This window comes from Enterobacter sp. DNB-S2 (assembly GCF_019443845.1).
Classification (GTDB): domain Bacteria; phylum Pseudomonadota; class Gammaproteobacteria; order Enterobacterales; family Enterobacteriaceae; genus Enterobacter; species Enterobacter asburiae_B.
Genome location: NZ_CP050520.1, coordinates 4,458,949 through 4,471,948 on the forward strand (window position 1 = coordinate 4,458,949; position 13,000 = coordinate 4,471,948).

General features: G+C 54.9%; 12 protein-coding genes and 3 tRNA genes. 8 read left to right on the top strand and 7 right to left on the bottom strand.

All coding sequences use genetic code 11. From position 1 onward, the window contains the following. Positions 1 to 498 precede the first annotated feature (498 nt). From HB664_RS21505 to xni, 3 genes are all read left to right on the top strand, one after another. The gene (locus tag HB664_RS21505) at positions 499 to 1,794 is read left to right on the top strand and encodes an HAAAP family serine/threonine permease (protein WP_029741560.1); all 1,296 of its coding nucleotides are present in this window, start codon (positions 499 to 501) and stop codon (positions 1,792 to 1,794) included. Between the two features lie 65 nt (positions 1,795 to 1,859). Then, complete coding sequence (locus tag HB664_RS21510; RefSeq protein ID WP_033146431.1) at positions 1,860 to 3,227, top strand: L-serine ammonia-lyase; 1,368 nt, start codon at positions 1,860 to 1,862, stop codon at positions 3,225 to 3,227. 112 nt (positions 3,228 to 3,339) lie between these two features. Next, the gene (gene xni / locus HB664_RS21515; RefSeq protein WP_094934826.1) at positions 3,340 to 4,095 is read left to right on the top strand and encodes a flap endonuclease Xni; all 756 of its coding nucleotides are present in this window, start codon (positions 3,340 to 3,342) and stop codon (positions 4,093 to 4,095) included. Positions 4,096 to 4,149: 54 nt separating this feature from the next. On the opposite strand, the gene rlmM is transcribed toward xni, so the two are convergent. The 4 genes from rlmM to HB664_RS21535 all read right to left on the bottom strand — a co-directional run bounded on the left by rlmM (position 4,150) and on the right by HB664_RS21535 (position 7,172). Further along, on the bottom strand, positions 4,150 to 5,250 hold the full coding sequence (gene rlmM / locus HB664_RS21520; protein WP_023309030.1) for a 23S rRNA (cytidine(2498)-2'-O)-methyltransferase RlmM: 1,101 nt from the start codon (positions 5,248 to 5,250) through the stop codon (positions 4,150 to 4,152). Next, positions 5,243 to 5,638: a DUF423 domain-containing protein gene (locus HB664_RS21525; RefSeq protein WP_023309031.1), complete on the bottom strand. Its 396-nt coding sequence runs from the start codon at positions 5,636 to 5,638 to the stop codon at positions 5,243 to 5,245. The genes rlmM and HB664_RS21525 overlap by 8 nt, the downstream gene beginning before the upstream one ends. 39 nt (positions 5,639 to 5,677) lie before the next feature. Beyond that, entirely contained in the window at positions 5,678 to 6,595 is a 918-nt protein-coding gene (gene gcvA, locus HB664_RS21530) for a glycine cleavage system transcriptional regulator GcvA (protein WP_023309032.1), read from the bottom strand. A gap of 349 nt (positions 6,596 to 6,944) precedes the next feature. Then, positions 6,945 to 7,172, bottom strand: a complete 228-nt coding sequence (locus HB664_RS21535; protein ID WP_008499648.1) for a YgdI/YgdR family lipoprotein — start codon at positions 7,170 to 7,172, stop codon at positions 6,945 to 6,947. A gap of 192 nt (positions 7,173 to 7,364) precedes the next feature. On the opposite strand from HB664_RS21535, the gene csdA reads away from it, so the two are divergent. Beyond that, positions 7,365 to 8,570 carry a cysteine desulfurase CsdA gene (gene csdA / locus HB664_RS21540; RefSeq protein WP_219940187.1) on the top strand — a complete coding sequence of 402 codons (1,206 nt, stop codon included), beginning with the start codon at positions 7,365 to 7,367 and terminating at the stop codon, positions 8,568 to 8,570. Further along, complete coding sequence (gene csdE, locus HB664_RS21545) at positions 8,570 to 9,016, top strand: cysteine desulfurase sulfur acceptor subunit CsdE (RefSeq protein WP_219940188.1); 447 nt, start codon at positions 8,570 to 8,572, stop codon at positions 9,014 to 9,016. The genes csdA and csdE overlap by 1 nt, the downstream gene beginning before the upstream one ends. On the opposite strand, the gene tcdA is transcribed toward csdE, so the two are convergent. Both tcdA and mltA read right to left on the bottom strand, forming a co-directional pair. Beyond that, positions 9,007 to 9,813, bottom strand: coding sequence for a tRNA cyclic N6-threonylcarbamoyladenosine(37) synthase TcdA (gene tcdA, locus HB664_RS21550; RefSeq protein ID WP_032678882.1), 807 nt, complete (start codon positions 9,811 to 9,813; stop codon positions 9,007 to 9,009). The two genes, csdE and tcdA, sit on opposite strands and share 10 nt — an antisense overlap. Before the next feature lie 75 nt (positions 9,814 to 9,888). Continuing rightward, positions 9,889 to 10,986: a murein transglycosylase A gene (gene mltA / locus HB664_RS21555; RefSeq protein ID WP_219940189.1), complete on the bottom strand. Its 1,098-nt coding sequence runs from the start codon at positions 10,984 to 10,986 to the stop codon at positions 9,889 to 9,891. A gap of 208 nt (positions 10,987 to 11,194) precedes the next feature. Here mltA and HB664_RS21560 point away from each other — a divergent pair. From HB664_RS21560 to HB664_RS21570, 3 genes are all read left to right on the top strand, one after another. Further along, positions 11,195 to 11,271 (top strand) — tRNA-Met (locus tag HB664_RS21560). Between the two features lie 44 nt (positions 11,272 to 11,315). Next, positions 11,316 to 11,392 (top strand) — tRNA-Met (locus HB664_RS21565). Positions 11,393 to 11,436: 44 nt separating this feature from the next. Beyond that, positions 11,437 to 11,513: transfer RNA gene (locus HB664_RS21570), tRNA-Met, on the top strand. Between the two features lie 88 nt (positions 11,514 to 11,601). Here the strand turns inward: HB664_RS21570 and amiC are convergent. Further along, a complete protein-coding gene (amiC, locus tag HB664_RS21575) occupies positions 11,602 to 12,855 on the bottom strand; it encodes an N-acetylmuramoyl-L-alanine amidase AmiC (protein ID WP_029740496.1) in 1,254 nt (417 codons plus the stop codon). Between the last annotated feature and the right edge of the window lie 145 nt (positions 12,856 to 13,000).

Here is a 13,000-nt window from a genome sequence, read left to right on the forward strand (position 1 = left end):
ATCAAAGCCGGGTCGCCCTGTTGCGCGTCCCGGCTTTTTTTATTACGAGGTAATTCATACGCATCACTTATGTCTTTTACAAACTATGCGCAAACGCAAACGATTACCTTGTTTTTTCAACCGTAAATTATCAGCCTTAATCCAAATTACCTGCCAGAAAATACTAAAAACCCATTTCTTTACAGCTAAAGACACCTATATCACGGGCCAGTCTTTCAGCTCACATGTCGTTGGTGGTAGCCTTCGCGCCCGTAAATTCTCTTTGACGTTTTTTTAACAGATAAATGGTCTAAAGATGCCCACATCATAAGTGGATTATTGCATTTGGGATCAGGATCACTGATAGATTCATAACTAGAATGTATCTTTCCGCCCGCCAATAGTTACGGGCGAAAATTATTAAAAAACCGTCACTGAACGAATTTCATATTACCGTCAGGCACTTTTTCATCGGATTTGACTAAAAACCTGACAATTTGCTTCCTCCAGGAGATACAGATGGAAACCACTCAAACCAGCACCGTTGCTTCGATTGAATCCCGAAGTGGTTGGCGCAAAACGGATACCATGTGGATGCTTGGCCTTTACGGCACAGCAATCGGCGCTGGTGTACTGTTCCTTCCTATCAACGCAGGCGTCGGCGGTCTGATCCCGCTGATCATCATGGCTATCATTGCTTTCCCGATGACCTTCTTCGCACACCGCGGTCTGACCCGCTTCGTGCTGTCCGGTAAAAACCCGGGCGAGGACATCACTGAAGTTGTTGAAGAGCATTTCGGCGTTGGCGCAGGTAAACTGATTACCCTGCTCTACTTCTTCGCGATTTACCCTATTCTGCTGGTCTACAGCGTGGCGATCACCAACACCGTTGAAAGCTTCATGATGCACCAGCTGCACATGACGCCGCCTCCGCGTGCGATTCTGTCGCTGATCCTGATCGTGGGCATGATGACCATCGTTCGCTTCGGTGAGCAGATGATTGTGAAAGCAATGAGCGTACTGGTCTTCCCGTTCGTTATTGCTCTGATGGTACTGGCTTGCTACCTGATCCCACAGTGGAACGGTGCAGCGCTGGAAACCCTGTCCCTGAGCAGTGCATCGGCAACCGGTAACGGCCTGCTGATGACCCTCTGGCTGGCAATTCCGGTGATGGTGTTCTCCTTCAACCACTCTCCAATCATCTCTTCTTTCGCTGTGGCGAAACGTGAAGAGTACGGTAATGGCGCAGAGAAGAAGTGCTCCAGCATCCTGGCGCGCGCTCACATCATGATGGTACTGACCGTAATGTTCTTCGTCTTCAGCTGCGTACTGAGCCTTTCCCCAGTGGATCTGGCGGCAGCGAAAGAGCAGAACATCTCTATTCTGTCTTACCTGGCGAACCACTTTAACGCACCGGTCATTGCGTGGATGGCACCAATCATCGCGATTATCGCCATCACCAAATCCTTCCTGGGCCACTACCTCGGCGCGCGTGAAGGCTTCAACGGTATGGTGATTAAATCTCTGCGCGGTAAAGGCAAGAGCATTGAAATCAACAAGCTGAACAAAATCACTGCGCTGTTCATGCTGCTCACCACCTGGGCGGTAGCAACGCTGAACCCAAGCATCCTGGGCATGATTGAAACCCTGGGCGGCCCGGTCATCGCGATGATTCTGTTCCTGATGCCGATGTACGCGATTCAGAAAGTCCCTGCTATGCGCAAGTACAGCGGTCATGTGAGCAACGTCTTTGTGGTTATCATGGGTCTTATCGCAATCTCTGCGATCTTCTACTCCCTGTACACCATGTTCTGATTATCACCCGCGCCGTCTTCGGACGGCGCACTCCTCCCTCTCTGACTGAAAGCAATGGACGCATCATGATTAGCGTATTCGATATCTTCAAAATCGGTATTGGTCCTTCCAGCTCTCACACCGTCGGACCAATGAAAGCCGGTAAGCAGTTCACGGATGACTTGATTGCACGCGGCATCTTGCATGACATTACCCGCGTGGTTGTCGATGTATACGGCTCGCTTTCCCTGACCGGGAAAGGCCACCATACCGATATCGCCATTATCATGGGCCTGGCGGGAAACCTGCCGGACACCGTTGATATTGATGCGATCCCTGGCTTCATCCAGGATGTGAACACCCACGGTCGCCTGCTGCTGGCGAACGGTGAGCATGAGGTTGAATTCCCGGTTGACCACTGCATGAATTTCCATGCGGACAACCTGTCGCTGCACGAAAACGGCATGCGCATTACCGCGCTGGCCGGCGACAAAGCGGTATACAGCCAGACGTATTACTCTATCGGCGGCGGCTTTATCGTCGACGAAGACCACTTTGGTCAAACCAATACCTCTTCTGTAGAAGTGCCGTATCCGTACAAAACGGCGGCGGATCTTCAGCGTCACTGCCAGGAGACGGGCCTTTCCCTCTCCGGTCTGATGATGAAAAACGAGCTGGCGCTTCACAGCAAAGAGGAGCTCGAACAGCACTTCACTAACGTCTGGGAAGTGATGCGCGGCGGTATCGAGCGAGGGATCACCACCGAGGGCGTTCTGCCGGGCAAGCTTCGCGTGCCGCGTCGTGCTGCTGCGCTGCGCCGTATGCTGGTGAGCACCGACAAAACGACGACAGACCCGATGGCCGTCGTAGACTGGATCAACATGTTCGCGCTGGCGGTGAACGAAGAGAACGCTGCCGGGGGCCGTGTGGTCACCGCGCCGACTAACGGCGCCTGCGGTATCGTTCCGGCGGTGCTGGCGTACTACGACAAGTTTATCCGTGAAGTGAACGCGAATTCGCTGGCGCGCTACCTGCTGGTCGCCAGTGCGATTGGTTCGCTGTATAAGATGAACGCGTCTATTTCCGGTGCGGAAGTGGGCTGTCAGGGTGAAGTCGGCGTGGCGTGCTCCATGGCGGCGGCGGGTCTGGCCGAACTGCTGGGTGCAAGCCCTACACAGGTGTGCATTGCTGCGGAAATCGGCATGGAACATAACCTTGGGCTGACCTGTGACCCGGTTGCCGGACAGGTACAGGTACCGTGCATCGAACGTAACGCGATTGCCTCCGTGAAGGCGGTGAACGCGGCACGTATGGCGCTGCGCCGCACCAGCGAGCCGCGCGTCTGTCTCGATAAGGTTATCGAAACCATGTACGAAACCGGTAAAGATATGAACGCCAAATACCGCGAAACTTCTCGCGGCGGCCTGGCGATGAAGATCGTGACCTGCGATTAAGCCCCTCAGGAAGCCTCGTTTTGCGAGGCTTCTTCCTGTTTTCCCCACCATTCATAGTTTCACGCTGCTGACAGTGTTACCCTTCACGCATGAGATAGAAGGGAGATTATCTGTGGCCGTTCATTTACTTATCGTCGATGCTCTTAACCTGATCCGCCGTATCCATGCGGTACAGGGGACGCCTTGTAAAGACACCTGTCTGCACGCGCTGGAACAGCTTATTCGCCACAGTGAACCCACCCACGCGGTCGCGGTATTTGATGACGAAGCCCGCAACACGGGCTGGCGACACCAGCGTCTGCCGGACTACAAAGCCGGACGCGCCCCGATGCCGGACGATCTTCACGCTGAATTGCCCATGCTGCGCGCTGCATTTGAACAGCGGGGCGTTCCCTGCTGGGGTGCACAGGGAAATGAAGCAGACGATCTCGCGGCCACCCTGGCCGTAAAGGTGGCAAGCGCCGGACATCAGGCCACTATCGTTTCAACCGACAAAGGCTACTGCCAGCTGCTCTCGCCGACTATCCGCATTCGCGACTATTTTCAAAAACGCTGGCTGGACGCGCCGTTTATTGCCAGCGAGTTCGGCGTCTCGCCTGAGCAACTACCGGATTACTGGGGGCTGGCAGGCATCAGCAGCTCTAAGGTTCCGGGTGTCGCCGGTATTGGGCCGAAGAGCGCCGCGCAGCTGCTGATCGATTTTCAGAGTCTGGAAGGGATTTACGCCCGTCTGGATGAGGTGCCAGAAAAGTGGCGCAAGAAGCTGGAGGCGCATAAAGAGATGGCGTTTATCTGCCGGGAAATCGCAACGCTACAGACGGATTTACAGCTGGACGGGAATTTACAGCAGTTGAGATTAGAGCGTTAACGCTTTTCTGTAGGCCCGGTAAGCGTAGCGCCACCGGGCAAAACAAAGCACGTACTATCGCTCGTCGCGACGTCCGCCAACCGCAGCCCACCAGCGACGAATATGCACCGTCACCTCTTCACGGTCGTGATACAGCTGACGCGCCTGGATCTCCACGTTAATACCGTGCTCGTCCATCTGCTCCTGAATGTAGGCCAGGTTCTGCGATACTTCCTCATAGCGCTTTTTCATCGGCAGCTTGAGGTTGAAAATGGTCTCACGACACCAGCCGTTCACCAGCCAGGAGGCCATCAGCGCGGCGACTTTTGCCGGCTTCTCAACCATATCGCACACCATCCACGAGATGTTGTTACGGTTCGGGCGATAGCGGAAACCGTCTTCCCGCAGCCAGGTAACCTGCCCGGTGTCCATCAGGCTTTGCGCCATTGGACCGTTATCAACGGACGATACCCACATATTGCGTTTCACCAGCTGATAGGTCCAGCCGCCCGGGCACGCGCCAAGGTCGACGGCGTACATGCCGTTTGCCAGACGTTCATCCCACTCATCCGCCGGGATAAAGACGTGGAACGCCTCTTCCAGCTTGAGCGTGGAACGGCTTGGCGCATCGGACGGGAAGCGCAAACGCGGAATGCCCATAAAGAAGGGAGAGTTGTTGGTGGTGTACGAATAGCCTGTATAGCAGCAGCCTGGTGCGATAAAGAAGATATGCACCACCGGACGCTTCGGCGTTTCGTAGTTCGTCAGCACGCCTGCATCACGCAGCGCCGCACGCAGCGGCACGGTGAACTTACGGCAGAACTTCATCAGCTCTTTACTTTCGTTGGTATCCGCCACTTCAACGCGCAGATCGCCGCCCTTCTCCACCACGCCCTGCAGCATGCCGACAATTGGCGTGATGCGGTCTTCCGGCGGAAGATCCTTCAGCAGCTCACCCGCGACAAACATCTGGCGAGCAAAGATCAGCGAGCTGAACGGCAGCTCGCGCGCCAGCTTGTCCGCGTCTTCAGGCTGATAGCACTCGAATACCACATAGCCCGCGTTTTCTTTTACGCGGGCAAAGCCGAAGACTTCGCGCTTCGCCGCTTTATCGGTAATTTCCGCGGCGCACTCTTTCTCAAACCCCGGGCGACAATATAAAACAACCTTATTCATGAACAACGCCCTTGCGTTTCAGACGGATAGCTCCGATAAACATTAATACCCAACCCGCCAGGAAGCTGAAGCCGCCGACAGGTGTAACGAACGCCCACAGGCGCAAATGTGAGAGCGCAAGGCAGTACAAGCTACCGCTGAACAACACGGTACCCAGCGCCATAAACACGCTGCTCCAGTAAAACCAGATACTGATACGACGCTGCATCGCCACCGCCAGCCCAAAAATAGCCAGCGTGTGGAACGCCTGATATTCAAGGCCGGTCTGGATCCAGCCCATCTCTACTGCGCCTAAAGACTTGCTTAATACATGTGCGCCAAAGGCGCCCAGTGCAACAAAAATAAAGCCACTCACCGCGGCAAAAATCAGCATGAATCGGCTGGTCATGTTTAAGTCCTGAGTTGATGCGTGCCCGGCACACAAACGTTATTGCTCATACCTGAAGCGGAATTTTTCTTGCTCGGTTGCCGCTTTCGCCAGTATCCACTGCCGGAAGGCGGCTATTTTACCCAGTTCTGCCTGACTGTCATGACAAACCAGATAAAACGCATTCTTGCTGACCAGTACATCATTAAAAGGGCAAACCAGGCGGCCTGCCTCAATTTCGGACTGCGCCATGACGTTGTTCGCCAACGCCACGCCCTGCCCGTGAATGGCAGCCTGTAACACCATCGCACTGTGGCTAAAAATGGGTCCCTGCTGCACGTTAATATGTGTAAGACCTAATTGACGGGTATAAGTTTGCCAGTCGCGGCGAGAGGCATCATGCAAAAGCGTATGCTGAGCCAGGTCAGCGGGTGACTTCAGCGCCTTCTCACCTGTTAACAGCAGGGGAGAACAGACCGGCAGGAGATATTCTGCGTATAATTTTTCAACGCGCAAGCCCGGCCAGTTACCGCGACCATAAAAAATGGCGACATCTACGTCATCGGCCAACTTGTCCTCCTGACGATCTACCGCCTGGATTCGAACGTCGATCCCCGGATAAGCTGAGTTAAAGCTTGAGAGTCTTGGCACCAGCCAATGAATGGCAAAACTGGGCAATAAACTGACGGTCAGAGCACCTTTTGCACTGCGAGCCTGCAGCTTACGCGTGGCTTCCGTGAGCTGGGAAAAAATCTCTTTAATATCCTGAAAATAGCTCTGCCCCTCTTCGGTCAACAGCAACGAACGGTTGCGTCGACGAAACAGCTTAAGGCCCAGAAAATCCTCCAGAGACTTGATTTGGTGACTTACTGCGGCCTGTGTCACAAAAAGCTCATCTGCTGCGCGGGTAAAGCTCAGATGACGTGCTGCTGCATCAAAAACTCGTAATGCATTAAGAGGTGGCAATCGCTTTGACATGGTTATCTGGCTTAGATGTTAACGGGATTTAACAAATAGGAAACAACGTTTAACCTATTAGTTTTTTTTATCTGAGCCATTATAATTTGTCCGTTGAGGAACTACCAGCAAATACCTATAGTGGCGGCACTTCCTGAGCCGGAACGAAGAGCTTTTTTCGGAATGCGTGTTCTGAAGGGCTTTTGGCTTACGGTTGTGATGTTGTGTTGTTGTGTTTGCAATTGGTCTGCGATTCAGACCACGGTAGCAACGCTACCAATTTTTCACTTCCTGTACATTTACCCTGTCTGTCCATAGTGATTAATGTAGCACCGCCAATTTGCGGTGCTTTTTTTTCGCCTGCGATCTGTTAATGCTCGATCTCTTTCATCTCTTTCACGTCCGTGCGGTTGATCTGCTGCTTGTTCCCGTTAGCATCTTTGTACGAAATCATCCCGGTATCATTATCGGTAGTCGGTTTCCCTTCCGAAACGATAGAACGACCATCGTTGGTGTGCATCACGTAGTTGTTACCGGAACAGGCGCTCAGGGCAAAAGTAAACGCACAGGCAGAAATGATTGCAGCTGTCTTATTCATGATTATTCTCCTTTAGCAATTAATGCTATTCAAACCTCGATTTATAACAGGCTAAAACATCCGCCTAACACTATTTAGCATAACCTGCTTTTTTGAGGCCGTAAGGATAAGCAGACAATTCTGATAGATATCAACCTCCTTGCCCTGCCGCTGAAATTGCGCGACGATCGCTATATTGAAATGAGGAATCCCATGAACGCTTTCAGTCCTGCGCAGTTCCGCGCACAGTTTCCGGCCCTGGCCGATGCCGGTATTTACCTGGATAGCGCCGCCACCGCCCTTAAGCCACAGGCGGTGATTGAGGCCACGCAGCAGTTCTACAGCCTGAGCGCCGGGAACGTGCATCGCAGCCAGTTTGCCGAAGCGCAGCGATTAACCGCGCGCTATGAAGCCGCACGCGATCAGGTCGCACGCCTGATCAATGCCGAAAGCGGGAAAAACATCGTCTGGACGCGCGGCACGACCGAAGCCATCAATATGGTGGCCCAGTGCTACGCGCGCCCGCTGCTTCAGCCGGGCGATGAGATCGTCGTCAGCGAGGCGGAACATCACGCCAACCTGGTGCCATGGCTGATGGTGGCAGAGCAAACGGGTGCACGCGTGGTGAAGCTTCCACTGGGTGCAGACCTTCTTCCCGACGTTGCCCGTCTCCCAGAGCTGATTACCACCCGCAGCCGCATTCTGGCGCTCGGACAGATGTCGAACGTCACGGGTGGTTGCCCGGACCTGGCTCAGGCTATTCGCATAGCCCATGCCAGCGGGATGGTGGTGATGGTCGACGGCGCTCAGGGCGTGGTGCATTTCCCCGCTGATGTGCAGGCGCTTGATATCGATTTCTATGCCTTCTCAGGACATAAGCTCTACGGGCCAACCGGTATTGGGGCGTTGTACGGCAAGCCAGAACTGCTGGCAAAAATGACGCCGTGGCTCGGTGGCGGCAAAATGATCACTGAAGTGTCGTTCGATGGCTTCAAAACTCAGGATGTTCCCTATCGCCTGGAGGCCGGTACGCCGAACGTGGCGGGGGTGATTGGCTTAAGCGCGGCGCTGGAGTGGCTGGCAGAAACAGACATCGTTCAGGCTGAAAGCTGGAGCCGGGGGCTGGCGACGCTGGCAGAGGAAGAGCTCAAAAAGCGCCCGGGTTTCCGCTCGTTCCGCGTTCAGGATTCAAGCCTGCTCGCCTTTGATTTTGCGGGCGTTCACCATAGCGACATGGTGACGCTGCTGGCCGGGTACGGCATTGCCCTGCGTGCCGGACAGCACTGCGCCCAGCCGCTGCTGGCGGCGCTTGGCGTTAACGGTACGCTGCGCGCCTCGTTTGCGCCGTACAATACCCAAAGCGATGTCGACGTGCTGGTTGCCGCCGTTGACCGCGCCCTTGAAATACTGGTGGATTAATGACTAGCGCTGCTTTAGCCGGACATCCGTTTGGCACGGTCATCACAGAAGAGACCTTAAAACAGACCTTCGCCCCGCTCCAGCAGTGGGAAGATAAATATCGACAGCTGATCCTGCTGGGTAAACAGCTCCCGGCCCTTTCAGACGATCTTAAAGCGCAGGCGAAAGAGATCGCAGGCTGTGAAAACCGCGTCTGGCTGGGGGTTAGCGTCTCCGGCGAGAAGCTGCACTTCTTCGGCGACAGCGAAGGCCGCATCGTCCGGGGCCTGCTGGCCGTATTGCTGACCGCTGTGGAAGGGAAAAGCGCGGCGGAATTGCTGGCACATTCGCCGCTGGTGTTATTTGATGAGCTTGGGCTGCGCGCGCAGCTCAGCGCCTCGCGCGGTCAGGGGTTGATCGCGCTGGGCGACGCGGTACTGGATGCCGCACGTCAGGCTCAGGCCTGACGTTCCGCCTTCGCCATCATTTTCTTGAGGGCGTGAGACACAGCCACAAAGCCGAAGGAGGCGGTCACCATGGTGGCCGCACCAAAACCTGAGGCGCAATCCATTCTCTTTGGCCCTTCCGCCGTGCTTTTCATCGCGCAGACTGAGCCATCCGCCTGCGGGTAGACCAGCGCTTCGGTCGAGAACACGCAGTCGATGCCGAGCTTACCTTTGCTGTTCTTCACCACGTTAAAATCGCTCTTCAGGCGCTCGCGCAGCTTGGCCGCCAGCGGATCCTGAATGGTTTTCGCCAGGTCGGCCACCTGGATCTGCGTCGGATCGATTTGCCCACCCGCACCGCCCGTCGTGACCAGCGGCACCTTGTAGCGACGGCAGTATGCGATCAGCGCCGCTTTTGGCCGCACGCTGTCGATGGCGTCAATCACATAGCTATAGCCTTTGCTCATGTACTCCGCGACGTTATCTGCCGTCACAAAGTCGTCGATCACCGTGACCCGACATTCCGGGTTTATCAGGCGAATACGTTCCGCCATGACCTCAGACTTCGCCAGGCCGACGTTATCGCGCAGGGCGTGGATTTGACGGTTGGTGTTGGTGACGCAAACGTCATCCATGTCAATCAGCGTGATTGCGCCAATACCGGTTCTCGCCAGCGCTTCTGCCGCCCACGACCCCACACCACCAATGCCCACGACGCAGACGTGCGCATCCGCAAACAGCTGCAGGGCTTTTTCACCATATAAACGTGCCGTCCCGCCAAAACGCTGGCGCCAGGCGTCGCTGATTACCACAGACATAAAACCTCAAATGTAAAAAGGGTGAGGTTTTCCTCACCCTGAACAGTAATCCGTATTGTGCTCAGAATACCACAATCAGCCGCTGAATACGTTTCCAGCAACCGGCGCCGCCTTCAGTACCCACACGCGTCCGTAGTGGTTATACCAGCCCGCGCGATGGCCTGCGTCAGGGCCAATACCCTGATAGATGTCGAAGTGCTGGCCTTTAATTGCCCCGCCAACGTCCAGCGCCACCATCAGACGCAGCTCATACTGACCGTTGAACTTGCCGTTATTGTCCAGCAGAGGAACCTCAGCCAGCAGCGTGGTGCCTGCAGGAATAATCGAACGATCCGATGCTACCGACGCGCGGCCAATCAGGGGAACTGCACTCGCCCCTTTCACTGGCGCGAAGTTTTGCGGTTTGAAGAAGACGAACGACGGGTTCTGCTCCAGCAGCTCGCGCACCTCGGCTTCGCTGTGTTTCTCGCCCCACTCGCGGATCGCCTGCATCGACATATCTTCTTTCTTCACTTCGCCGCGGTCGATCAGCACTTTACCGATGCTGCGATAGGCGTGGCCGTTTTTACCGGAATAGCTGAAGAAGTTAAGCGGCGACCCGTCGCCAAAATCAATGTAGCCGCTGCCCTGAACGTCCATGATGAAGTTATCCATCAGGGAGTTGCTGTAGGCCAGAACGTAGTTTTCGCTCAGCGCACCGGCGTAGATCTCAGCGCGAGACGGCAGACGACCGCGTTTTGGCGGCATACGATAGATAGGATACTGGAACTCGCCCTGACGCGAGTGTCGTGCCTGGATAACCGGGGTGTAGTAACCGGTAAACTGGACGTTGCCGTAGTTATCGGCCCCTTCCATCTGCCAGGCGTCGATACCAAACTGGCGCATGTTGCGCGTATCGCCGCCTGCTTTAAGCCAGTCCTGGACCGCGCTATAAACATTGTTCTGTGAGCTATACAGACGCGGCGACGCGTTGCGGATCTGGTAGACCTGCTCGGAGAAATCACCGGCATTAATCGGTGCGCCGACGGCATCAGGCTGATTAACTAAAGAGAAAGGCTGGGATAACTTCCCGTCTTTATACTGTTGACCGCGATCGGTCGGTTTGGAAGAACAGGCCGCAAGAATCGCTACCATTGCGCCCGCCATCAGATACTTCGCCCAACGTCCTTTCATTATATCTCGTCTTTAAGTTGCCCATTTCCGCGTGATGAAGATAACAAACCGCCAGGGCTAATGAAATGCGATCGCATGCCCTTTGGCAAATTTTGCGCAAAAAATAGTCCAAACAGAGCCATGTCGTTCAATTTGCATACAAAATCATGATTTATGTGAAAAAGGGGTTGCATCACAAACCTATCCGAGTATAGTGCGCATCCACGGACGCGGGGTGGAGCAGCCTGGTAGCTCGTCGGGCTCATAACCCGAAGGTCGTCGGTTCAAATCCGGCCCCCGCAACCAATTAAAATTTGATGAAGTATCTTCTACGACTGTAGAAAGACGGACGCGGGGTGGAGCAGCCTGGTAGCTCGTCGGGCTCATAACCCGAAGGTCGTCGGTTCAAATCCGGCCCCCGCAACCAATCAAATTTGAAGCAGTAAGCTTCTACACGAGTAGAAAGACGGACGCGGGGTGGAGCAGCCTGGTAGCTCGTCGGGCTCATAACCCGAAGGTCGTCGGTTCAAATCCGGCCCCCGCAACCAACACTTCTGAAAACAATAAACACCCTCAAGGGTGTTTTTTTGTATCTGTCGTTTGTGAATTTGCCGGGCGTTTACCCGGCTGAAAGCATTATCCGCGTCGCGCCAGCGTCGCCCCGTCAGAGAAATACGCCCGTATCCCCGCCAGAATCGACTCCGCAACCTCCTGCTGGAATTTTGCCGTCTTGAGCTTACGCTCCTCTTCGACGTTACTGATAAACGCGGTTTCGACCAGGATGGACGGGATATCCGGTGCCTTGAGTACCGCAAACCCGGCCTGTTCAACGCTGTTTTTATGCAGCTTATTGATGTTGCCCAGCTTGCCCAGCACCGCTTTACCAAACTTCAGGCTGTCGTTAATGGTCAGCGACTGCACCATATCGAACATAGTATGGTCGACGTAGCGGTCGCCGCTTTTGCTCACGCCACCAATCAGGTCAGAGGCGTTCTGGCTGTCTGCCAGGAATCTTGCTGCGGTACTGGTCGCGCCTTTGGTTGAGAGCGCAAACACCGACGAGCCGCTTGGCTGGCGGCTGGTAAAGGCATCCGCATGGATCGACACGAACAAATCGGCGCGCTGCTTCTGCGCTTTCGCCACCCGGACCTTCAGCGGAATAAAGATATCTTCATTGCGCGTCATATAGGCGCGCATATTGCCTTCTTTATCAATCAACGCCTTCAGGCGGCGGGCAATTTGCAGCACCACGTCTTTTTCACGCGTGCGGTATTTACCCACCGCGCCGGAGTCTTCGCCGCCGTGGCCGGGATCGAGCATGATCACAATCGGACGATCCCGCCCTGCTTTTCCGGGCTGCGGGCCACTTTGCGCAGGCGGCACCTGACGCTGAAGATCGCCCTTGTTGTAGTCCTCCAGCAGAGCGAGAAGTGGATCCTGGATATCCGTTGCGTTGGCCGGGTAGAGATCCATCACCAGACGCTCTTTAAAGGTCGCGACGGGCGCCAGGGCGAACAGCTGCGGCTTAACGTTCTGTTTAAGCTCAAACACCATGCGCACGGTTTGCGGATCAAACTGCCCGACGCGAGCCGATTTAATAAACGGATCGTCGCCGCGGATCTGCGCCGCCATCCCTTTCAGCACGGAGTTGAGGTTAACGCCTTCGAGATCCACCACCACGCGTTCCGGGTTGCTGAGGGCAAATTGCTTATATTTCAGCACGCGATTGGATTCAACCGTCACGCGCGTATAGGTCGACGACGGCCAGACGCGCACCGCCACCACCTGACTCGTGGCGGCAAGACCGACCTGACTGACGCTAAGCAACCACATTGCCCCGGCCCCTTTTAACAAACGGCGGCGGCTTATTGCTGAATTGGATCCCGACATGCTTCTCCCGAGCAAGAACACTGACTGATATACAAAATGTCCAAATTGACCGAAAACTTTAACGAATGACGCATAAACTGTCATCTATAAAAGGGTAAACAATCATACGCTAACGCACGGATTACTTACCAATTTCTATGGGTCG

What these genes read in the sequence shown, in the direction of transcription:
- mltA (WP_219940189.1), bottom strand. Translation starts at nt 10,986, where the DNA reads ATGAAAGGACGTTGGGCGAAGTATCTGATGGCGGGCGCAATGGTAGCG.
- HB664_RS21535 (WP_008499648.1), bottom strand. Translation starts at nt 7,172, where the DNA reads ATGAATAAGACAGCTGCAATCATTTCTGCCTGTGCGTTTACTTTTGCC.
- tcdA (WP_032678882.1), bottom strand. Translation starts at nt 9,813, where the DNA reads ATGTCTGTGGTAATCAGCGACGCCTGGCGCCAGCGTTTTGGCGGGACG.
- csdE (WP_219940188.1), top strand. Translation starts at nt 8,570, where the DNA reads ATGACTAGCGCTGCTTTAGCCGGACATCCGTTTGGCACGGTCATCACA.
- HB664_RS21505 (WP_029741560.1), top strand. Translation starts at nt 499, where the DNA reads ATGGAAACCACTCAAACCAGCACCGTTGCTTCGATTGAATCCCGAAGT.
- csdA (WP_219940187.1), top strand. Translation starts at nt 7,365, where the DNA reads ATGAACGCTTTCAGTCCTGCGCAGTTCCGCGCACAGTTTCCGGCCCTG.
- gcvA (WP_023309032.1), bottom strand. Translation starts at nt 6,595, where the DNA reads ATGTCAAAGCGATTGCCACCTCTTAATGCATTACGAGTTTTTGATGCA.
- HB664_RS21510 (WP_033146431.1), top strand. Translation starts at nt 1,860, where the DNA reads ATGATTAGCGTATTCGATATCTTCAAAATCGGTATTGGTCCTTCCAGC.
- amiC (WP_029740496.1), bottom strand. Translation starts at nt 12,855, where the DNA reads ATGTCGGGATCCAATTCAGCAATAAGCCGCCGCCGTTTGTTAAAAGGG.
- rlmM (WP_023309030.1), bottom strand. Translation starts at nt 5,250, where the DNA reads ATGAATAAGGTTGTTTTATATTGTCGCCCGGGGTTTGAGAAAGAGTGC.
- HB664_RS21525 (WP_023309031.1), bottom strand. Translation starts at nt 5,638, where the DNA reads ATGACCAGCCGATTCATGCTGATTTTTGCCGCGGTGAGTGGCTTTATT.